At 47.8% G+C, this 21,205-nt stretch carries 16 protein-coding genes and 3 pseudogenes; 10 read left to right on the top strand and 9 right to left on the bottom strand.

Features of this window, described 5'->3' with window-relative positions:
- Nucleotides 1-33 precede the first annotated feature (33 nt).
- From yhiY to ACU8XX_RS01160, 3 genes and pseudogenes are all read right to left on the bottom strand, one after another.
- On the bottom strand, nucleotides 34-147 hold the full coding sequence (gene yhiY, locus ACU8XX_RS01170; RefSeq protein WP_001296785.1) for a protein YhiY: 114 nt from the start codon (nucleotides 145-147) through the stop codon (nucleotides 34-36).
- Nucleotides 148-336: 189 nt separating this feature from the next.
- Nucleotides 337-1,959 (bottom strand): annotated as a pseudogene (locus ACU8XX_RS01165) (DUF4049 domain-containing protein).
- A gap of 261 nt (nucleotides 1,960-2,220) precedes the next feature.
- Nucleotides 2,221-3,828, bottom strand: a pseudogene (locus ACU8XX_RS01160) (YhiJ/YhiL family protein).
- A gap of 382 nt (nucleotides 3,829-4,210) precedes the next feature.
- Between ACU8XX_RS01160 and ACU8XX_RS01155 the strand changes: the two are divergent.
- Complete coding sequence (locus tag ACU8XX_RS01155) at nucleotides 4,211-5,263, top strand: DUF2776 domain-containing protein (RefSeq protein ID WP_001028905.1); 1,053 nt, start codon at nucleotides 4,211-4,213, stop codon at nucleotides 5,261-5,263.
- Between the two features lie 315 nt (nucleotides 5,264-5,578).
- Here the strand turns inward: ACU8XX_RS01155 and ACU8XX_RS01150 are convergent, their stop codons facing one another.
- Nucleotides 5,579-6,781, bottom strand: a complete 1,203-nt coding sequence (locus tag ACU8XX_RS01150; protein ID WP_000439180.1) for a BaiN/RdsA family NAD(P)/FAD-dependent oxidoreductase — start codon at nucleotides 6,779-6,781, stop codon at nucleotides 5,579-5,581.
- Between the two features lie 231 nt (nucleotides 6,782-7,012).
- Here ACU8XX_RS01150 and pitA point away from each other — a divergent pair, with 231 nt between their 5' ends.
- Nucleotides 7,013-8,512 (top strand): inorganic phosphate transporter PitA, encoded by a 1,500-nt coding sequence (gene pitA, locus ACU8XX_RS01145; RefSeq protein ID WP_000902780.1) that lies wholly within the window; start codon nucleotides 7,013-7,015, stop codon nucleotides 8,510-8,512.
- 243 nt (nucleotides 8,513-8,755) lie between these two features.
- Here the strand turns inward: pitA and uspB are convergent, their stop codons facing one another.
- Complete coding sequence (gene uspB / locus ACU8XX_RS01140; protein ID WP_000626187.1) at nucleotides 8,756-9,091, bottom strand: universal stress protein UspB; 336 nt, start codon at nucleotides 9,089-9,091, stop codon at nucleotides 8,756-8,758.
- Between the two features lie 390 nt (nucleotides 9,092-9,481).
- Between uspB and uspA the strand changes: the two genes are divergently transcribed.
- Entirely contained in the window at nucleotides 9,482-9,916 is a 435-nt protein-coding gene (gene uspA / locus ACU8XX_RS01135; protein WP_000323571.1) for a universal stress protein UspA, read from the top strand.
- A gap of 98 nt (nucleotides 9,917-10,014) precedes the next feature.
- On the opposite strand, the gene ACU8XX_RS01130 is transcribed toward uspA, so the two are convergent.
- Nucleotides 10,015-10,068 carry a hypothetical protein gene (locus ACU8XX_RS01130; RefSeq protein ID WP_212591402.1) on the bottom strand — a complete coding sequence of 18 codons (54 nt, stop codon included), beginning with the start codon at nucleotides 10,066-10,068 and terminating at the stop codon, nucleotides 10,015-10,017.
- 165 nt (nucleotides 10,069-10,233) lie between these two features.
- Here ACU8XX_RS01130 and dtpB point away from each other — a divergent pair, with 165 nt between their 5' ends.
- The gene (dtpB, locus tag ACU8XX_RS01125) at nucleotides 10,234-11,703 is read left to right on the top strand and encodes a dipeptide/tripeptide permease DtpB (protein WP_001098652.1); all 1,470 of its coding nucleotides are present in this window, start codon (nucleotides 10,234-10,236) and stop codon (nucleotides 11,701-11,703) included.
- A gap of 48 nt (nucleotides 11,704-11,751) precedes the next feature.
- Here the strand turns inward: dtpB and rsmJ are convergent, their stop codons facing one another.
- Together rsmJ and prlC are read right to left on the bottom strand one after the other, a co-directional pair.
- Nucleotides 11,752-12,504, bottom strand: coding sequence for a 16S rRNA (guanine(1516)-N(2))-methyltransferase RsmJ (gene rsmJ, locus ACU8XX_RS01120; RefSeq protein WP_000686620.1), 753 nt, complete (start codon nucleotides 12,502-12,504; stop codon nucleotides 11,752-11,754).
- 7 nt (nucleotides 12,505-12,511) lie between these two features.
- Nucleotides 12,512-14,554, bottom strand: coding sequence for an oligopeptidase A (gene prlC, locus ACU8XX_RS01115; protein ID WP_001295214.1), 2,043 nt, complete (start codon nucleotides 14,552-14,554; stop codon nucleotides 12,512-12,514).
- 202 nt (nucleotides 14,555-14,756) lie between these two features.
- On the opposite strand from prlC, the gene rlmJ reads away from it, so the two are divergent.
- Both rlmJ and gorA read left to right on the top strand, forming a co-directional pair.
- Entirely contained in the window at nucleotides 14,757-15,599 is an 843-nt protein-coding gene (gene rlmJ, locus ACU8XX_RS01110; RefSeq protein ID WP_000954225.1) for a 23S rRNA (adenine(2030)-N(6))-methyltransferase, read from the top strand.
- Between the two features lie 71 nt (nucleotides 15,600-15,670).
- The gene (gene gorA, locus ACU8XX_RS01105; protein ID WP_016241686.1) at nucleotides 15,671-17,023 is read left to right on the top strand and encodes a glutathione-disulfide reductase; all 1,353 of its coding nucleotides are present in this window, start codon (nucleotides 15,671-15,673) and stop codon (nucleotides 17,021-17,023) included.
- A 53-nt stretch (nucleotides 17,024-17,076) separates the two neighbouring features.
- On the opposite strand, the gene dinQ is transcribed toward gorA, so the two are convergent.
- Nucleotides 17,077-17,160 carry a damage-inducible type I toxin DinQ gene (dinQ, locus tag ACU8XX_RS01100; protein WP_001295215.1) on the bottom strand — a complete coding sequence of 28 codons (84 nt, stop codon included), beginning with the start codon at nucleotides 17,158-17,160 and terminating at the stop codon, nucleotides 17,077-17,079.
- A gap of 739 nt (nucleotides 17,161-17,899) precedes the next feature.
- Here dinQ and arsR point away from each other — a divergent pair.
- From arsR to ACU8XX_RS01080, 4 genes and pseudogenes are all read left to right on the top strand, one after another.
- Nucleotides 17,900-18,253 (top strand): As(III)-sensing metalloregulatory transcriptional repressor ArsR, encoded by a 354-nt coding sequence (gene arsR, locus ACU8XX_RS01095; RefSeq protein WP_000008955.1) that lies wholly within the window; start codon nucleotides 17,900-17,902, stop codon nucleotides 18,251-18,253.
- Between the two features lie 53 nt (nucleotides 18,254-18,306).
- Complete coding sequence (gene arsB / locus ACU8XX_RS01090; RefSeq protein WP_000922639.1) at nucleotides 18,307-19,596, top strand: arsenite/antimonite:H(+) antiporter ArsB; 1,290 nt, start codon at nucleotides 18,307-18,309, stop codon at nucleotides 19,594-19,596.
- A gap of 12 nt (nucleotides 19,597-19,608) precedes the next feature.
- Nucleotides 19,609-20,034: a glutaredoxin-dependent arsenate reductase gene (gene arsC, locus ACU8XX_RS01085; protein WP_000065769.1), complete on the top strand. Its 426-nt coding sequence runs from the start codon at nucleotides 19,609-19,611 to the stop codon at nucleotides 20,032-20,034.
- 628 nt (nucleotides 20,035-20,662) lie between these two features.
- Nucleotides 20,663-21,190 (top strand): annotated as a pseudogene (locus ACU8XX_RS01080) (hypothetical protein); the annotation flags it as partial.
- Between the last annotated feature and the right edge of the window lie 15 nt (nucleotides 21,191-21,205).

The following is a 21,205-nucleotide window of genomic DNA, read 5'->3' as shown; positions in this document are numbered from 1 at the left end:
ACGACGCGTGTTACAACTGCCGCCGAACGACGTTCAGCGGATTCTTCCATCCGGGATAAGAAGGAAACGACAAATACGACCAGCGCGCAGAGCATTGAGCGCCAACGGGGAAGGCTTAGTGAAAACGGGTAGTAATGTTGTCATCATCAGCATTCCTGGCCGTAAATGAAACACGCATACTCATAAGTGTGATCTATAAAACTGGCTGACAAAACGGTATCCATCCTGTTGGATAGCGTTTCACGCCTGTTCAGTTGCAGGAACAGAGCATTCCTTTTTACGTTTTATCAACAGTCTCAACCAGATAGTAACATTAATATTCATGTTGTCTATGGTTCAGAGCTGTAACATTGTGCGCCTTCTGATCAAAGGCATAAGTCCATTTCTGTTTTTTTCATGCTGGTAAGACTTCCAGGGAGTGGTTATCTCAGGCCCTGCACCAGGGTTAATTTGGCAATTATGCATGCTGAACATTCTTCCAGCATGTTTACTGTCACGGGCGTTAAGACCTAAAACTGTCCCCGTTTCACCTATACATTCTCTTCCACCATTACCGTTATGTGCAACAACTTGATTTATACCTAACATTTGTGAGCATGCTAATAGTGCTTCAAGTTTAGGTCTGTAATCTGTCGAAACAGAAAAATAACGATTAAAGGATCGACAAGAGATAGCCCGGCTATTTTTAAACTTTTTGCCATTAATTACAGCATGGTGCTTTTTATTGATAATTGCCGCTAATTCGACCGGTTCGAGAGCATTGGTCATTTCATCACTAGAGACTGTTATCGGTCCTATAATGTAACGTTTTCGCTGATCATCAAAAGTTATCCCATGATGATTTGCCATTATTTTGTATTTGGGGTCATAGAAACATACAGGATAATCTTTTATCCCAGAGTAGGTATCCTCATCAAGTGGTTTCATGCGCGTGAAGTTCTGCATATAGTTACCATTGCAATTCGTTTCATGATTTCCAGCTAATACATGAACGTTTTCATTGATACTCATTATGCGTTTTAATAAATCGATGATAAATTGATCGCCACAGATATTACTAAATCGATCGCCAGTCTGGTCGCCCAGAAACGTACATGGCGTCACAGCGTCTTTATTAATAACTAAATAAGGCTGAAGACTTTCTAAAACTATATCTCTTCTGTTCAGAATACTGATTATTGTATTAACATTAGTGTCAAGTTGCTCATTAAAGTTCTCCCTTAGCAATACGTTGAGAACTTCATCTTCTATATTAAGCAACTGGCTAAGGAAATTTTCTCCTTCAGCCATGATTCTCAAATGTCCCGTTGCAAAAAGCGCGTACAAAACTGCACCGACTGAGCCATCGGTATCACCAAAATAGGTTGGTCTGGTACTTGTGGGATCAACGGGTGAACAATTGGAGAAATAGATTCTGTCAGCGAACTGGGGTTTTATCATTGTTTCGAATTTAATATCAGATACATTATATTGCGATATTTTCCAGTTTCAGATGGGTTTGTACGACTCAGTAACTGCAACATCATTAGCATTATCATTTACTGTCATATTATTAAGTAAATAAACAATACTGCACCAATTAACATCGGTATTATCAAGAGAGCAACCGTAATTTTTGCTATTAATTGTCACAATAAACTGATAATTATTATTCCTACGTAGAATATGAGCACGCATGCCCGATAGCATACTATATTTTTCTGAATGATCCGTTTGTATGGTAAATGAAATTTTGTCATCTTGAATAGATTGTTGGAACCGTTCTATTTGCCAATCATCTATTTTTTCCACAACCTCACCGAGCATTGTCCTGGCAATACTTGATATATCATCACCTATACCATTTGCAATATACCCAAACAGTTCTTTAGTGAAGTTGGTAACATGCTCTTGCACCATATCATTTGTTGCGATTGTCGTTGTACTGTCGTTAGTGCCTGCCACAGTTCCAATTTTCATATTTTACCTCATATTATTTACCGCGAGGAATACATAGTTAACATTTTATCTTATGACATACACCTCATGTTCGATGGGAAAATAATTATATTTTGCACAAATCATTCAGCCTCAAAGCATAATATGAAATTTCTTATCTCATAGCAGAGAAAGTCCCTAAAGATTGTAGAGGCGTCATCAGAACATGCCTCTACAATCGATTAAGAAAACCTATGAAATACTGGCAGGATTAAAAAGACATACCACCGTATTCATGGAGTTTTAATGAGATTGAAAACAACTAAGCCCTGAGGAATAAATTATTTTATTATTTTTATCACGTGCTTCCTTCAGGGAATTTAGCCCCATAATACCATTATCAAATTGTTGATTCTGATCTACCCCGGGCCCATGATGCCCATATTTTTGTCTAATGTATTTGCTGGGGTCTTCACCTTTGAGTGTCTCCCCACATATGAAGATACGTTCACGTGCTGGTCTGAAATCAGTAGTGTTATCAAAATAATTAGCATATACAGGTGTGGGTTTCAAAGTATTGCTTCGGATTAGATGGAATAGAGGATCATCCATGTGTTCTTTATGTTTTTTATTAAAAATATTGGCTAATTCCTCAGGATCAGTAGGATTTTTCATCTGATTAAATGGAACCTGCAAAGCACCGAGACAATAACATTTTTTTTCTTCATCTCTTATTATTCCGTGATGACTGGTTAAAACTTGCCTTTCTGAGTCATAATTACAAACATCGAGCGTTTTAATTAAGTTATACGTATCACCGGCAGAGAGTTTATGATTTGCTAGTCGTGCAGTATAGTTACCATTAAAATTGATTTCATGATTTCCAGCCAGAACGACGACATTTTTATTAATACGGCTATCTTTATTACCCTCCATATTTCACATAGAATTTAGCAAAGTAAGGATATATTTATCACCAAAAATAGTACTAAATCTATCGCCTGTATGATCCCCAAGGAAGATACAAGGGGTTATCGCATCGTCCTTTAAAAAAACATGTTGATGCAACTCATTCAAGATCATGTCTCTCGTATTTAATAAATCGTAGAGCACTTTATTATTTTTATGTTTGTATGCAGATGAAGCCATCTCTTCGTGTTTTAATAATTCACATAATAAACTCCAACCCTTTTCCCTGATGCCTATATGCCCTGAAACGAGCAATGCATAAAGTACAGCGCCTACTCTTCCATCTGTATCGCCAAAATAAGCCGTGTTGGCATTTTGTGGGTTAATCACACCACACTGTTTATAGAAGTCTATTTTTGAAAACACAGATCTAACATAGCTATCAAACTTTTCCTTAGTAAACGTCTCCTTAGAGACATCCCAACGCCAGTCAGGTTTGAAATTACCACTAAGAAGAGTAAAGAAATTTCTCGCTATGATAGAAAGCCCATCAACTTTATAAATTATATCTGATTTATCTCCAGAGGAATTAATAAAATAATAACCGCCCTTACACTCAACAGTAACGGTAATGGGAGACGATAATTTTAACACATGGTTATTGTCTGGTATAATTGTAAAGATAAACGTATCAGTAGTATTGTCGGCGAATCTATTATATTCTTGAATATCTATAGAAGGTTCACTATTGTAAAACCATACTTTCTCCATCTGGTGACTACGATCATTTACCTTCCAGTGACCATGTTGCAGGAAATAGATGATATGCAGGCCAAAATCGTTATCTATTTGCGAATCATTATCCAGTTTATCAAATTCAACTATCTTTGCACGATGTGTTTTATCAACCTTGCCATGGTGTTGATGACTGTTAACTTTATCTGAATGCTTATCTTGATGGCTTGAAGAGATGTTTCTAATCTGATTGTCAATTGCTTTCATAAATAACCTGTGATATTTTTGAATTGTTTGTAACAAAATAAATGATACTTGTCTGAAAAACAGATTTACGACGATATAAAATAATAATACTTATATGTTCGCTGATTTTAAGCACCGAGACTATCCGGTCTTTTACCAAATAATGAAGAATAATCCCTCCCTGGAAGATAATTGTAAAAAACAACAGCATAAGAATTAATCTTAGGATAAATTTTTATTTATCATGGCCTTTTGAACGCTGAAAAGTAGCGCTCTGCAAAGTAAACCCCGCTATAGTTATGCTATGCATTTGTCTTTAATGATATCTCGTCATTATATTAACAGGATGAAATTATCATTAATGCATATTTCAATATTAGCAGGGATACCTGAGGAGTTTAAAGTGAACATATATATCGGGTGGCTTTTCAAATTAATCCCTTTGATTATGGGCTTAATTTGTATCGCGTTAGGTGGCTTTGTGCTGGAAAGTTCAGGGCAAAGCGAGTATTTCGTCGCGGGTCATGTGCTGATTTCTCTGGCGGCCATATGCCTGGCATTATTCACTACCGCATTTATTATCATTTCGCAGCTCACGCGCGGCGTTAATACGTTTTACAATACATTGTTCCCCATTATTGGCTATGCGGGGTCAATTATCACCATGATATGGGGTTGGGCACTGTTAGCAGGCAATGATGTGATGGCAGACGAGTTTGTCGCCGGCCATGTTATTTTCGGCGTTGGTATGATTGCCGCCTGTGTATCGACGGTGGCAGCGTCATCCGGTCACTTTCTGCTCATTCCCAAAAATGCAGCGGGGAGCAAGAGCGACGGAACACCGGTACAGGCTTATTCTTCATTAATCGGTAACTGCCTCATTGCCGTTCCCGTTTTACTCACCCTGCTCGGTTTCATTTGGTCTATTACGCTGTTACGTAGTGCTGACATAACTCCGCATTATGTCGCGGGTCACGTATTGCTTGGGTTAACCGCAATCTGTGCCTGTCTAATTGGCCTTGTTGCCACAATTGTCCATCAAACACGTAATACGTTTTCAACTAAAGAACACTGGCTGTGGTGTTATTGGGTTATTTTTCTCGGCTCAATCACGGTACTGCAGGGGATATACGTCTTAGTCAGTTCCGATGCAAGCGCCCGACTGGCTCCCGGCATTATTCTTATTTGCCTCGGAATGATCTGTTACAGCATATTCTCAAAAGTCTGGCTACTGGCACTGGTATGGAGACGTACCTGTTCGTTAGCCAACAGAATACCGATGATTCCCGTCTTCACCTGCCTGTTTTGCCTTTTCCTGGCATCGTTTCTTGCGGAAATGGCGCAGACCGACATGGGATATTTTATTCCTTCGCGGGTTTTGGTCGGTTTGGGAGCGGTATGCTTTACGTTGTTCTCAATCGTTTCAATATTAGAAGCAGGTTCTGCTAAAAAATAATTGCAACGTACCGGATAAAACCAGCGTTGACCATTTGCGTAACGCTGGTTTTTCTTAGGCATCATGAAATAACGCAGCATTAATGCATAGTGGTTAAGGATAAAAAAACAACAAAGTTACTGTCTTTTTCAGCCTGTTCATATTTTATAAAGATCTGGCCACTGGGTGAGTTTTCAATCACCTTTCCTTCCACCTTATATTAAGCCTGGAGGGTTTCAGTTCACGGGCTCATTAGAAAATAATCACAAGATAGCCACTATCAAAATTAGCTCATTTTTAATGCGGCTCTAATAATTTTCATCTTTAGGTAACAGGTCAGGACGACTTCGCTGCAATCAAATCCTGCGCACAAGCCCATGCACTCGACCACGCCCACTGGAAGTTATAGCCCCCCAGCCAGCCGGTGACGTCCATCACTTCGCCGATGAAGTACAGCCCAGGCACTTTGCGCGCTTCCATCGTCCGTGAAGAGAGTTCGTTGGTGTCCACGCCGCCGAGCGTCACTTCGGCAGTGCGATAGCCTTCAGTGCCGTTGGGTTGTACGCGCCAGTCGGTCAATGTGCTAATCAGTGCCTGTTGGTCACGCACGTTGAGCTGTTTTAGCGAAACATCCGGGATTTGCCCGAGTTGCTGTAAGCGTTCAACCAACCGCTTCGGTAGATGAACCGCCAGTGTGTTTTTCAGGCTCTGATTCGGATGTGCGTTACGCTGCTCATTCAGGAAGGTTTCGAGGTCCACATCAGGTAGCAGATTGATACTGACAAATTCACCCGGTTGCCAGTAGCTTGAAATCTGCAACACCGCCGGTCCAGACAAGCCGCGATGGGTGAAGAGTAAGTTCTCACGGAAAACGATGCCGTTTTCAGCGGTAATCACGGAAGGCACCGCCACGCCCGCCAGCACCTGTAACTCTTCGAGCAACGGTTTATGCAGAGTGAATGGCACCAGACCCGCACGGGTCGGCAGCACGTTGAGGCCAAATTGTTCGGCAATCTTATAACCAAACGGCGACGCGCCCAGCCCCGGCATTGACAGCCCACCGGTCGCGATGACCAGCTTTTCGCAACCGACAGTCATGCCGTTCAGTTCAAGCGTGAAGCCTGTTTCATCCTTCGCCACACTCAGCACTTCGCTACGCAATCTGAAGGTTACATTGCCCTTCTCGCACTCATCCACCAGCATGTCGACAATCTGCTGCGCGGAGTCATCGCAGAAGAGTTGTCCTAACGTTTTCTCGTGCCAGGCGATGCCGTGTTTATTGACCAGATCAATGAAATCCCACTGGGTAAAACGCGCGAGTGCAGACTTACAAAAATGCGGATTCTGGCTCAGATAAGCGCCTGGTTCGACATAAAGGTTGGTAAAGTTGCAGCGCCCACCGCCAGACATAAGGATTTTGCGCCCTGGTTTTTTACCATTATCGATCAGCAGAACCCGGCGTCCTGCCTGACCTGCCAGCGCAGAACAGAACATACCCGCCGCACCAGCGCCTATAATAATGGCATCAAACCTTTCCACGTTGCGCTCCTCTTAGAAAAAACGGGCGTGAATTGTAAAGATTCCTCAGTGGTCGCACCAGCATCAATATTACTAAAAGGAAGTATTTGCCTGAATTATATAAGATAATTATTTTTTGAGTGAAATCCATACAGGAGGCAAATCAAAAAAAGTCTATATTTCACTTTGCCCGCGCCGCGAAAGTCACTGATAATGCGCCGCGTTCATGTCCTCAAAATGGCGTAACGTCCTATGCTACATTTGTTTGCTGGCCTGGATTTGCATACCGGGCTGTTATTATTGCTTGCACTGGCTTTTGTGCTGTTCTACGAAGCCATCAATGGTTTCCATGACACAGCCAACGCCGTGGCAACCGTTATCTATACCCGCGCGATGCGTTCTCAGCTCGCCGTGGTTATGGCGGCGGTGTTCAACTTTTTGGGTGTTTTGCTGGGTGGTCTGAGTGTTGCCTATGCCATTGTGCATATGCTGCCGACGGATCTGCTGCTTAATATGGGATCGTCTCATGGCCTTGCCATGGTGTTCTCTATGTTGCTGGCGGCGATTATCTGGAACCTGGGTACCTGGTACTTTGGTTTACCTGCATCCAGCTCTCATACGCTGATTGGCGCGATCATCGGGATTGGTTTAACCAATGCGTTGATGACCGGGACGTCAGTGGTGGATGCACTCAATATCCCGAAAGTATTAAGTATTTTCGGTTCTCTGATCGTTTCCCCTATTGTCGGCCTGGTGTTTGCTGGCGGTCTGATTTTCTTGCTGCGTCGCTACTGGAGCGGCACCAAGAAACGCGCCCGTATCCACCTGACCCCAGCGGAGCGTGAAAAGAAAGACGGCAAGAAAAAGCCGCCATTCTGGACGCGTATCGCGCTGATCCTTTCCGCTATCGGCGTGGCGTTTTCGCACGGCGCGAACGATGGTCAGAAAGGCATTGGTCTGGTTATGTTGGTATTGATTGGCGTCGCGCCAGCAGGCTTCGTGGTGAACATGAATGCCACTGGCTACGAAATCACCCGTACCCGTGATGCCATCAACAACGTCGAAGCTTACTTTGAGCAGCATCCTGCGCTGCTCAAACAGGCTACCGGTGCTGATCAGTTAGTACCGGCTCCGGAAGCTGGCGCAACGCAACCTGCGGAGTTCCACTGCCATCCGTCGAATACCATTAACGCGCTCAACCGCCTGAAAGGTATGTTGACCACCGATGTGGAAAGCTACGACAAGCTGTCGCTTGATCAACGTAGCCAGATGCGCCGCATTATGCTGTGCGTTTCTGACACTATCGACAAAGTGGTGAAGATGCCTGGCGTGAGTGCTGACGATCAGCGCCTGTTGAAGAAACTGAAGTCCGACATGCTTAGCACCATCGAGTATGCACCGGTGTGGATCATCATGGCGGTCGCGCTGGCGTTAGGTATCGGTACGATGATTGGCTGGCGTCGAGTGGCAACGACTATCGGTGAGAAAATCGGTAAGAAAGGCATGACCTACGCTCAGGGGATGTCTGCCCAGATGACGGCGGCAGTGTCTATCGGCCTGGCGAGTTATACCGGGATGCCGGTTTCCACCACTCACGTACTCTCCTCTTCTGTCGCGGGGACGATGGTGGTAGATGGTGGCGGCTTACAGCGTAAAACCGTGACCAGCATTCTGATGGCCTGGGTGTTTACCCTTCCGGCTGCGGTACTGCTTTCCGGCGGGCTGTACTGGCTCTCCTTGCAGTTCCTGTAATCGTACGCACCAAAACGAGCGGGTCAGCTGGCCCGCTTCAGATTGTGACATAGTGCGCTTTGTTCATGCCGGATGCGGCGTGAACGCCTTATCCGGCCTACAAAAACATGCAAATTCAATAGATTGCAGAGATTATGTAGGCCTGATAAGCGTAGCGCATCAGGCAATTTTGCGTTTGTAATCAGTCTCGAGCGGGTCAGTTTACTGGCCCGCTTTTTTTATGCGTTATTATTGCTGAAGTGCTTAATGCCAAATCATCAATGCAATCAGGCTGACCACCACCAGACCACACAATGCGCTGGTCAGAATAAACTGCCGACGCACCCGCTCACAGCGGCGAATAAATTCATCATCGTGATGATCGCGATAACGTTGGGCATAGATATACCAAACGAGACGCACCTGTTTGTTGGGTTGGCCATGTGAGGTAAAAAAGCCCCCTCCATCAACATATTGATAGAGCAATGGATCGCAGTTACGCAGTACCACTAACAACGCGCGTAGTGATGAGAAATAGCGCGCCATGTTAACAATGCAAACGACACATAAAGCCCAAAATAATGCGACGGTGCTTATCATACCTCCTCCCCGGCGACCTGCCCGCGGAGTTCCACCCCGGGGCTACCGCTCCCGATACGCTGCCAATCAGTTAACACCAGGTCCTGGAGAAACCGCTTTTGTGGTGACCAACATCCGAGCGGCTCTATAGATAGTGTAGGAGATCAGGTTGTTTTTTTTCCAGAAGGTTAACCACTATCAATATATTCATGTCGAAAATTTGTTTATCTAACGGGTAAGCAAGGCGGATTGACGGATCATCCGGGTCGCTATAAGGTAAGGATGGTCTTAACACTGAATCTTTACGGCTGGGTTAGCCCCGCGCACGTAGTTCGCAGGACGCGGGTGACGTAACGGCACAAGAAACGCTAGCTGGCCAGTCATCGACAACTTTATGGAAGGAGTAACACTATGGCTTATAAACACATTCTCATCGCAGTCGATCTCTCCCCGGAAAGCAAAGTTCTGGTAGAGAAAGCAGTCTCTATGGCTCGCCCCTACAATGCGAAAGTTTCTCTGATCCACGTAGATGTAAACTACTCTGACCTATACACCGGGCTTATTGATGTGAATCTGGGTGATATGCAGAAACGCATCTCTGAAGAGACACATCATGCGCTGACCGAGCTTTCCACTAATGCAGGCTACCCAATCACTGAAACCCTGAGCGGCAGCGGCGACCTGGGCCAGGTTCTGGTCGATGCAATCAAGAAATACGATATGGATCTGGTGGTTTGTGGTCACCACCAGGACTTCTGGAGCAAACTGATGTCTTCCGCACGTCAGCTGATCAACACCGTTCACGTTGATATGCTGATTGTTCCGCTGCGCGACGAAGAAGAATAATCATCCCTCCACGACGTGTTCCTGAACGCCCGCATATGCGGGCGTTTTGCTTTTTGGCGCGCCTTGTTACCTGATGCAGCGTAAACCCCTTATCTGGCCTACGATCTGCGTACGCAATCAAAATCTCCTGCCAATACAACATTTAACACCATCATATTTTCCATCATTAGTGTGATCAGCTGGTTATTTTCTGTTGTAATAGTGTATTAATCTATTCACCGCATCAATATTAAGAATCTCTGACAGATGTAAACTTTTTCGCGCGTTATCCCTTACGCGTTCATACTTTTCAGGATGGTATTGGAAGGTTAATAAATATGAATACAACAACACCCATGGGGATGCTGCAGCAACCTCGCCCATTTTTCATGATCTTTTTTGTCGAGTTATGGGAGCGATTCGGCTACTACGGCGTGCAGGGCGTACTGGCGGTTTTCTTCGTTAAACAGCTTGGATTCTCGCAAGAGCAGGCTTTTGTCACTTTTGGTGCTTTTGCTGCGCTGGTCTATGGCCTCATTTCCATTGGCGGCTATGTCGGCGACCACCTGCTGGGGACCAAACGCACCATTGTTCTTGGTGCACTTGTGCTGGCGATTGGCTACTTCATGACCGGCATGTCGCTACTTAAGCCTGACCTGATTTTCATCGCCCTGGGGACTATCGCTGTAGGTAACGGCCTGTTTAAAGCTAACCCAGCCAGCTTGCTTTCGAAGTGCTATCCGCCGAAAGATCCGCGGCTTGATGGCGCATTCACCCTGTTCTATATGTCGATCAACATCGGCTCGTTGATAGCGTTATCGCTGGCCCCTGTGATCGCTGATAGATTCGGTTATTCAGTCACCTACAACCTGTGCGGGGCGGGGTTAATTATCGCATTACTGGTTTACATCGCCTGTCGTGGAATGGTGAAAGACATTGGTTCTGAACCCGACTTCCGGCCAATGAGCTTCAGCAAACTGTTGTACGTGTTACTTGGCAGCGTGGTGATGATCTTCGTATGCGCATGGCTGATGCACAACGTAGAAGTCGCCAATCTGGTGCTGATTGTTCTCTCCATCGTCGTCACCATCATCTTCTTTCGTCAGGCATTCAAGCTGGATAAAACCGGGCGCAATAAAATGTTTGTCGCCTTTGTCCTGATGCTCGAAGCGGTGGTGTTTTACATTCTCTACGCCCAGATGCCAACATCGCTGAACTTCTTTGCCATCAACAACGTGCATCATGAAATTCTCGGTTTTTCCATCAACCCGGTCAGCTTCCAGGCGCTTAACCCGTTCTGGGTGGTACTCGCCAGCCCAATACTGGCAGGCATTTACACGCATCTGGGTAACAAAGGCAAAGACCTCTCGATGCCGATGAAATTTACTCTCGGCATGTTTATGTGCTCACTGGGCTTTTTGACGGCGGCAGCTGCGGGAATGTGGTTTGCGGATGCACAAGGGCTGACATCGCCATGGTTTATCGTGCTGGTGTACTTATTCCAGAGCTTAGGTGAACTGTTTATTAGCGCCCTTGGCCTGGCGATGATTGCTGCCCTGGTGCCGCAGCATTTGATGGGCTTTATTCTCGGGATGTGGTTCCTGACGCAGGCTGCCGCGTTCTTGCTGGGCGGCTATGTGGCAACATTTACCGCGGTGCCGGACAACATTACCGATCCGCTTGAGACGTTGCCCGTCTATACCAACGTGTTTGGTAAGATTGGTCTGGTCACGCTGGGCGTTGCAGTAGTGATGCTGTTGATGGTGCCGTGGCTGAAACGCATGATTGCGACGCCGGAAAGCCATTAATTATTCTTGCAGAAAGCAGGGTAGCGTTATCGCTACCCTGTTTTAGTTTTACACTGGCGTACCTGCATAGATATCAAAGCGATGCCCTTTAGTGACTACCGCGTTTGGCGTGGCGACATTCGCCAGCGGTGGCGCGTAGTCCGGGCGCTTTACCACCACGCGTTTGGTCGCCAGCAAGCGTGCAGGCTCCAGTAATCCATCGGCATCAAGATCCGGTCCCACCAGCGACTGAAAGACACGCATCTCTTTTTTCACTAGCGCGCTTTTCTGCTTATGCGGGAACATCGGGTCGAGATAAACCACCTGCGGGCGCGGGGTAATATCAGTCAGCGCCGTCAGGCTGGAGGCGTGAATTAACTGCAACCGCTCCTGCAACCAGCCGCCGATTTCCGCATCCGCATAACCACGCGCCAGGCCGTCGTCGAGTAGCGCGGCAACCACTGGATTACGCTCCAGCATCCGCACGCGGCAGCCGACTGAAGCCAGTACAAAGGCATCGCGCCCAAGTCCTGCAGTGGCATCCACCACATCCGGCAAATAATCGCCTTTAATGCCCACCGCTTTCGCCACCGCCTCACCGCGACCACCGCCGAATTTGCGTCGGTGCGCCATCGCTCCGCCAACAAAATCAACAAAGATGCCGCCAAGTTTTGGCTCATCACGCTTGCGCAATTCCAGATGTTCCGGCGTTAACACCAGCGCCATCAGGTTGTCTTCATCGTGCTCCAGCCCCCAGCGGGCCGCCAGAACAGATAAGGCACCGTCTCCGGTGCCTGTTTCATCAATTAAGCAGATTTTCACTGAATGATCAGCCCTTAATGCCGTAATGCTCCAGCATCGCATCCAGCTGCGGTTCACGACCACGGAAGCGTTTGAACAGATCCATCGGCTCTTCTGAACCGCCACGGCTCAGAATGTTGTCGAGGAACGACTGCCCGGTTTCACGGTTGAAAATGCCCTCTTCCTCAAAGCGCGAGAAAGCATCTGCCGCCAGTACGTCAGCCCACAGGTAGCTGTAGTAACCTGCGGCATAACCACCGGCGAAAATATGGCTGAAAGCGTGCGGGAAACGGCCCCAGGACGGAGATGGCACCACGGCAACCAGTTTCTTGATTTCTGCCAGAGTTTCGAGGATTTTTGCCCCCTGATCCGGGCGGAACTCGGCATGAAGGCGGAAATCAAACAGGCCGAACTCCAGCTGACGCAGAATAAACAGCGCCGCCTGGTAGTTCTTCGCCGCCAGCATTTTATCCAGCAACTCTTTCGGCAGCGGTTCGCCGGTTTCATAGTGACCAGAGATAAACGCCAGCGCCTCCGGCTCCCAGCACCAGTTTTCCATAAACTGACTCGGCAGTTCGACCGCATCCCACGGCACACCGCTGATACCGGAAACACCAGCGGTTTCGATGCGGGTCAGCATATGGTGCAGGCCGTGACCGAACTCGTGGAAGAGGGTGATCACTTCGTCGTGAGTGAACAGCGCCGGTTTACCATTTACCGGGCGGTTGAAGTTACAAGTCAAATACGCGACCGGTTTTTGCAAAGAACCATCAGCTTTACGCATCTGGCCTACGCAGTCATCCATCCACGCCCCGCCGCGCTTGTTTTCACGGGCATACAGATCGAGGTAGAAGCTACCGCGCAGTTCGTTATTTTCGTCATACAGTTCGAAGAAACGTACATCCGGATGCCAGACATCAACATCTTTACGCTCTTTAGCGGTGATGCCGTAAATACGCTTAACCACTTCAAACAGGCCGTTAACCGCTTTGTTTTCCGGGAAGTACGGACGCAGCTGTTCGTCACTGATGCTGTAGAGGTGCTGTTTTTGTTTTTCGCTGTAGTAAGCGATATCCCACGGCTGCAACTCATCGACGCCAAATTCGGCTTTGGCAAAGGCACGCAATTGCGCCAGCTCTTTTTCGCCTTGTGGACGCGCGCGTTTTGCCAGATCGGTTAAGAAATCCAGCACCTGCTGCGGGTTTTCTGCCATTTTAGTGGCAAGTGATTTGAAGGCGTAGTTTTCAAAGCCCAGCAGTTGCGCCAGTTCGTGACGCAGCGCGAGGATCTCTTCCATCACCTTGCTGTTGTCCCACTTACCGGCGTTCGGGCCTTGATCGGAGGCGCGGGTGCTGTAAGCGCGATACATCTCTTCACGCAGAGCCTGGTTGTCGCAGTAGGTCATTACCGGCAGGTAGCTTGGGATATCCAGCGTCAGCAGGTAGCCTTCAAGTTCTTTCGCTTCAGCCTGGGCTTTTGCCGCAGCCAGCGCGCTTTCTGGCATCCCCGCCAGTTCCGCTTCGTCGGTAACGAGTTTGGTCCAGCCCATTGTCGCATCGAGGACGTTGTTGCTGTACTGGTTGCCCAGCTCGGAAAGACGAGTGGCAATCTCACCGTAGCGTTGTTGTTTCTCTATTGGCAGACCGATGCCAGAGAGTTCGAAGTCGCGCAGTGCGTTATCAACCGCTTTTTTCTGAGCCGTGTTCAGCGTGGCGTAATGATCGCCATCGCGCAGGTCGCGATACGCTTTATACAGCCCTTCATGTTGCCCTACCCAGGTGCTGTATTCCGACAGCAGCGGCAGGGTTTGTTCGTACGCTTCACGCAGTTCCGGGCTATTTTTCACCGAGTTCAGGTGGCTGACCGGGGAGAAGATACGCCCCAGCACATCGTCCACTTCCGCCAACGGCTGGCAGAGATTTTCCCAGGTGTACGGTGCTCCTTGCGCTACTACGCGCTCCACATTTTCGCGGCAGTCGTTCAGCGCCTTAGTCACGGCTGGAACGACATGTTCCGGGAGAATTTTAGAAAACGGAGGCAATTCAAAGGGAGTCAGTAACGGATTCGTCATTCGCGCAGTCCTGGTTAAAGAGGTTAAGGAAGCGCTCAACAGGCGCTTTACATAATGTGTGTAGCATGGGGTTAAGTGTAGTGAATTTCAATGAGAAACGTTACGCTTTCGCGGCGGCGGCCTCTTTTCGGTATACTGTCCTGATACGCTTTTGTGCGCCCCGAATACGGGCCGATTTTTACTTACCGGAACACCTTTACCCATGCTCAGTTATCGCCACAGCTTTCACGCTGGCAACCACGCCGACGTCCTTAAACATACCGTTCAGAGCCTGATCATCGAGTCGCTGAAAGAGAAAGATAAACCGTTTCTCTATCTCGACACCCACGCAGGGGCCGGGCGTTATCAGTTAGGCAGCGAACATGCCGAGCGTACCGGCGAATATCTCGAAGGCATCGCCCGTATCTGGCAGCAGGACGATTTGCCCGCAGAACTGGAGGCGTACATCAATGTGGTAAAACACTTCAACCGTAGCGGTCAGTTGCGTTACTACCCCGGTTCGCCATTGATTGCTCGCCAGCTACTGCGCGAACAAGACAGCCTGCAACTGACCGAACTGCATCCGAGCGATTACCCGTTGCTGCGTTCTGAATTTCAGAAAGACAGCCGTGCGCGCGTCGAAAAAGCCGATGGTTTCCAGCAGCTTAAGGCCAAACTGCCGCCGGTTTCCCGCCGTGGTTTAATCCTTATCGACCCGCCGTATGAAATGAAAACCGACTATCAGGCGGTGGTCAGCGGGATAGCAGAAGGTTACAAACGTTTCGCCACTGGTACTTACGCACTGTGGTATCCGGTGGTGCTGCGTCAGCAAATTAAGCGCATGATCCACGATCTGGAAGCGACCGGTATTCGCAAAATTCTGCAAATTGAACTGGCGGTACTGCCAGACAGCGATCGCCGTGGCATGACCGCTTCCGGCATGATTGTGATTAACCCGCCGTGGAAACTGGAACAGCAGATGAATAACGTGCTGCCGTGGCTGCACAGCAAACTGGTTCCGGCAGGCACCGGGCACGCCACCGTAAGCTGGATCGTGCCGGAGTAATTGCAGCCATTGCTGGCACCTATTACGTCTCGCGCTACAATCGCGGTAATCAACGATAAGGACACTCTGTCATGACTAAACACTATGATTACATCGCCATCGGCGGCGGCAGCGGCGGTATAGCCTCCATCAACCGCGCGGCTATGTACGGCCAGAAATGCGCACTGATTGAAGCCAAAGAGCTGGGCGGCACCTGCGTGAACGTCGGCTGCGTGCCGAAAAAAGTGATGTGGCACGCGGCGCAAATCCGTGAAGCGATCCATATGTACGGCCCTGATTATGGTTTCGATACCACCATCAACAAGTTCAACTGGGAAACGTTGATCGCCAGCCGTACCGCCTATATCGACCGTATTCATACTTCCTATGAAAACGTGCTCGGTAAAAATAACGTTGATGTAATCAAAGGCTTTGCCCGCTTCGTTGATGCCAAAACGCTGGAGGTAAACGGCGAAACCATCACGGCCGATCATATTCTGATCGCCACAGGCGGTCGTCCGAGCCACCCGGATATTCCGGGCGTGGAATACGGTATTGATTCTGATGGCTTCTTCGCCCTTCCTGCTTTGCCAGAGCGCGTGGCGGTTGTTGGCGCGGGTTACATCGCCGTTGAGCTGGCGGGCGTGATTAACGGCCTCGGCACGAAAACGCATCTGTTTGTGCGTAAACATGCGCCGCTACGCAGCTTCGACCCGATGATTTCCGAAACGCTGGTCGAAGTGATGAACGCCGAAGGCCCGCAGCTGCACACCAACGCCATCCCGAAAGCGGTAGTGAAAAATGCCGATGGTAGCCTGACGCTGGAGCTGGAAGATGGTCGCAGTGAAACGGTGGATTGCCTGATTTGGGCGATTGGTCGCGAGCCTGCCAATGACAACATCAACCTCGAAGCCGCTGGCGTTAAAACCAACGAAAAAGGCTATATCGTCGTCGATAAATATCAAAACACCAACATTGAAGGTATTTACGCGGTGGGCGATAACACGGGTGCAGTGGAGCTGACACCGGTGGCAGTTGCAGCGGGTCGCCGTCTCTCTGAACGCCTGTTTAATAACAAGCCGGATGAGCATCTGGATTACAGCAACATTCCGACCGTGGTCTTCAGCCATCCGCCGATTGGTACTGTTGGTTTAACGGAACCGCAGGCGCGCGAGCAGTATGGCGACGATCAGGTGAAAGTGTATAAATCCTCTTTCACCGCGATGTATACCGCCGTCACCACTCACCGCCAGCCGTGCCGCATGAAGCTGGTGTGCGTTGGATCGGAAGAGAAGATTGTCGGTATTCACGGCATTGGCTTTGGTATGGACGAAATGTTGCAGGGCTTCGCGGTGGCGCTGAAGATGGGGGCAACCAAAAAAGACTTCGACAATACCGTCGCCATTCACCCAACGGCGGCAGAAGAGTTCGTGACAATGCGTTAAATGTTAAAGGGCTAAGAGTAGTGTGCTCTTAGCCCTTAATTACGTTTCCGCTATCAGTTCAGAAGCTGAAGCAGAAAGCGGATCAGTTCCAGCAGCGCAATTAACGCCCCTAGAACGATGATTGCTTTATCAATCACCCGTTTTCTCCATGCGATGGAGTGAGAATGCATCCGCTTACTCATCCACTGCCTGTCACGGCGCATGTCTCATTGTTAGATAAGAACTCTCTCACTCCGGCCAGAGCATCAGTTAACGGCACCACCCGTACTTCTGACCAGGACTTTGAAAGCGTTTATGCGCATTGCCAGAGTGAAAATGCCTCAGAGCTAACTGGATAATCATACAGTACATGCAGGTTATAAAACCAGCACGTCCTTGCAATAGTTTCAGTATGGTATTAGCATTGATGCGTTAGATGATGGCTATCTCACTCCAGTCAGAGCCACCAACTCAGGGCTGGAAAGTAAAAAACCGACGCAAAGTCGGTTTTTTTACATCCGGATTCGGACAAGGCTTAATATGACGATGACCTAGTGAAAGTATATAAATCGTCACTGCGATATATACCGAAGTGCTCCCTCCGCCAGCTGAAGAAATCGCTAATTCTTGCAATGTTAGCCACTGGCTAATAGTATTGAGCTGTTAGATAAGAACTCTCTCACTCCAGCCAGAGCCACCAACTCAGGGCTGGAAAGTAAAAAACCGACGCAAAGTCGGTTTTTTTACGTCCTGATTCAGACCTCCTTTCAAATGAATAGCCAACTCAAAATTCACACCTATTACCTTCCTCTGCACTTACACATTCGTTAAGTCATATATGTTTTTGACTTATCCGCTTCGAAGAGAGACACTACCTGCAACAATCAGGAGCGCAATATGTCATTTCTGTTACCCATCCAATTGTTCAAAATTCTTGCTGATGAAACCCGTCTGGGCATCGTTTTACTGCTCAGCGAACTGGGAGAGTTATGCGTCTGCGATCTCTGCACTGCTCTCGACCAGTCGCAGCCCAAGATCTCCCGCCACCTGGCATTGCTGCGTGAAAGCGGGCTATTGCTGGACCGCAAGCAAGGTAAGTGGGTTCATTACCGCTTATCACCGCATATTCCAGCATGGGCGGCGAAAATTATTGATGAGGCCTGGCGATGTGAACAGGAAAAGATTCAGGCAATTGTCCGCAACCTGGCTCGACAAAACTGTTCCGGGGACAGTAAGAACATTTGCAGTTAAAAATTTAGCTAAACACATATGAATTTTCAGATGTGTTTTATCCGGGAGGCATTATGTTACTGGCAGGCGCTATCTTTGTCCTGACCATCGTATTGGTTATCTGGCAGCCGAAAGGTTTAGGCATCGGCTGGAGTGCAACGCTCGGCGCAGTACTGGCGTTAGTTACGGGCGTGGTCCATCCGGGTGATATTCCGGTGGTGTGGAATATCGTCTGGAACGCGACGGCTGCGTTTATCGCCGTCATTATCATCAGCCTGCTGCTGGATGAGTCCGGCTTTTTTGAATGGGCGGCGCTGCACGTCTCACGCTGGGGTAATGGTCGTGGTCGCTTGCTGTTTACCTGGATTGTCCTGCTCGGTGCTGCCGTTGCCGCCCTGTTTGCCAATGATGGCGCGGCGCTTATTTTGACACCGATTGTCATCGCCATGCTGCTGGCTTTAGGGTTCAGTAAAGGCACTACGCTGGCGTTCGTGATGGCGGCCGGATTCATTGCCGATACCGCCAGCCTGCCACTTATTGTCTCCAACCTGGTGAATATCGTTTCCGCTGATTTCTTTGGCCTCGGCTTTCGCGAATACGCCTCGGTGATGGTGCCGGTGGATATCGCCGCGATTGTTGCCACGCTGGTGATGCTACATCTCTATTTTCGCAAAGATATTCCGCAGAACTACGATATGGCGCTGCTGAAATCTCCCGCAGAAGCGATCAAAGATCCTGCTACGTTCAAAACTGGCTGGGTTGTTTTACTGCTTCTGCTGGTGGGATTTTTCGTCCTGGAACCGCTCGGCATTCCGGTGAGCGCCATTGCAGCTGTGGGCGCGCTGATATTATTTGTCGTCGCTAAACGCGGTCATGCGATTAATACGGGTAAAGTCCTGCGCGGTGCCCCCTGGCAGATTGTCATCTTCTCGCTCGGCATGTATCTGGTGGTTTATGGCCTGCGCAATGCCGGATTAACGGAATATCTTTCTGGCGTACTCAACGTGCTGGCGGATAACGGCCTGTGGGCCGCGACGCTCGGCACCGGATTCCTCACCGCCTTCCTCTCTTCTATTATGAACAATATGCCGACGGTACTGGTTGGCGCGTTGTCCATTGATGGCAGCACGGCATCTGGCGTTATCAAAGAAGCGATGGTTTATGCCAATGTGATTGGCTGCGATTTGGGACCGAAAATTACCCCAATTGGTAGCCTGGCTACGCTACTCTGGCTGCACGTACTTTCGCAGAAGAATATGACTATCAGCTGGGGATATTACTTCCGTACAGGGATTATCATGACCCTGCCTGTGCTGTTTGTGACGCTGGCTGCGCTGGCGCTACGTCTCTCTTTCACTTTGTAATGAGATACTGATATGAGCAACATTACCATTTATCACAACCCGGCCTGCGGCACGTCGCGTAATACGCTGGAGATGATCCGCAACAGCGGCACAGAACCGACCATTATCCATTATCTGGAAACTCCGCCAACGCGCGATGAACTGGTCAAACTCATTGCCGATATGGGGATTTCCGTACGCGCGCTGCTGCGTAAAAACGTCGAACCGTATGAGGAGCTGGGCCTTGCGGAAGATAAATTTACTGACGATCGGTTAATCGACTTTATGCTTCAGCACCCGATTCTGATTAATCGCCCGATTGTGGTGACGCCGCTGGGAACTCGCCTGTGCCGCCCTTCAGAAGTGGTGCTGGAAATTCTGCCAGATGCGCAAAAAGGCGCATTCTCCAAGGAAGATGGCGAGAAAGTGGTTGATGAAGCGGGTAAGCGCCTGAAATAAAGCGGCGATATCCCCCCCACAGGTTGTTAGAAAAGTGCGCTTTATTTATGTCGGATGCGACGCTGGCGCGTCTTATCCGACCTACAAAGTTATGAAAATTCGATGAATAGTATGTTATTTGTAGGCCTGACAGGCGTAGCGCATCAGGCGATTTTGCTATTTACACAGTACTCCCTGCGTGAGATTCCAATTATCGCGTCCAGCATGGTGTATCAGTGAGCTGCTTAGTTATCAGCGATACAGCGCAGTAGTTTAAAGACGTACTGGATTATGATTTATCAGTGGTTTACACAACAAATTATTAAATAATTATAAGATACCTTAACCCATTTTATTATTACACATCTAAAACATCACAAAAAAAATCACTTCACACACTATCAGAGAACATAATAACTTTTTAAAATGAGCGCATTTTGATAGTTGTTAACGATTTCCTTTACGATACTATCACTACCCTTTTTTTACACACAAATATTACCGGGTGGAGATAAAAGGGAAATCAAAGGTAATTATATCAGGAAGATATAACGCATTACATTTATTGTGTGTAGAAGAAAATCCATTCCTGTTCTAATTATCCAATTTAAACATCTTAGCATAAAACAAATGATGAATAAGGAATTTTATGTCAATTGACTTTACCCCAGGTATAATAAATACATATCACGGCGATATTTATAACTGCACAACAAATACCGATAATGCTAAAACGCCAGACACACCGAAGTGGCCTTGCGATAATTGGGAAGAACAACAACCCATTAATTCCACATTCTCTGGAGAAGGATATATCTCTGATCAATATGATTTAGCGCAACACCAACTTCAACAAATTAATGCGTGCCACACGAACACTACATATACAAATGCAGACTACTCAAAAGTTGTGGCTCAACTTGTAAGTCTTATTACTAACATTGAAACGATAAGTTCGACACAACTTACGCAACAGACACAATCAATACTTAATCAGATTAATAACATTAGATATGAAAAAAACAAAAGTGCTGAATGTCGAATCATTGTTGTCGCTAATCCTAAACCCGACAAGGCAATCATAACTAAAATTAGCGTAGAAGAGGGAATACCCATAACATTCAGTGTCCAAACCATGTTTTCAGATACTAATTTTATTGCTGAACAACGAGCTGACGGTAATGACTCCAAC

The sequence above is a fragment of the Escherichia sp. MAL-1 genome, from assembly GCF_052948035.1.
Note: the sequence above shows the minus strand (reverse complement) of the source record. Positions and strands in the feature narration are given on the sequence as shown.

What these genes read in the sequence shown, in the direction of transcription:
- uspA (WP_000323571.1), top strand. Translation starts at nt 9,482, where the DNA reads ATGGCTTATAAACACATTCTCATCGCAGTCGATCTCTCCCCGGAAAGC.
- rlmJ (WP_000954225.1), top strand. Translation starts at nt 14,757, where the DNA reads ATGCTCAGTTATCGCCACAGCTTTCACGCTGGCAACCACGCCGACGTC.
- arsR (WP_000008955.1), top strand. Translation starts at nt 17,900, where the DNA reads ATGTCATTTCTGTTACCCATCCAATTGTTCAAAATTCTTGCTGATGAA.
- gorA (WP_016241686.1), top strand. Translation starts at nt 15,671, where the DNA reads ATGACTAAACACTATGATTACATCGCCATCGGCGGCGGCAGCGGCGGT.
- prlC (WP_001295214.1), bottom strand. Translation starts at nt 14,554, where the DNA reads ATGACGAATCCGTTACTGACTCCCTTTGAATTGCCTCCGTTTTCTAAA.
- dtpB (WP_001098652.1), top strand. Translation starts at nt 10,234, where the DNA reads ATGAATACAACAACACCCATGGGGATGCTGCAGCAACCTCGCCCATTT.
- arsC (WP_000065769.1), top strand. Translation starts at nt 19,609, where the DNA reads ATGAGCAACATTACCATTTATCACAACCCGGCCTGCGGCACGTCGCGT.
- pitA (WP_000902780.1), top strand. Translation starts at nt 7,013, where the DNA reads ATGCTACATTTGTTTGCTGGCCTGGATTTGCATACCGGGCTGTTATTA.
- uspB (WP_000626187.1), bottom strand. Translation starts at nt 9,091, where the DNA reads ATGATAAGCACCGTCGCATTATTTTGGGCTTTATGTGTCGTTTGCATT.
- yhiY (WP_001296785.1), bottom strand. Translation starts at nt 147, where the DNA reads ATGATGACAACATTACTACCCGTTTTCACTAAGCCTTCCCCGTTGGCG.
- arsB (WP_000922639.1), top strand. Translation starts at nt 18,307, where the DNA reads ATGTTACTGGCAGGCGCTATCTTTGTCCTGACCATCGTATTGGTTATC.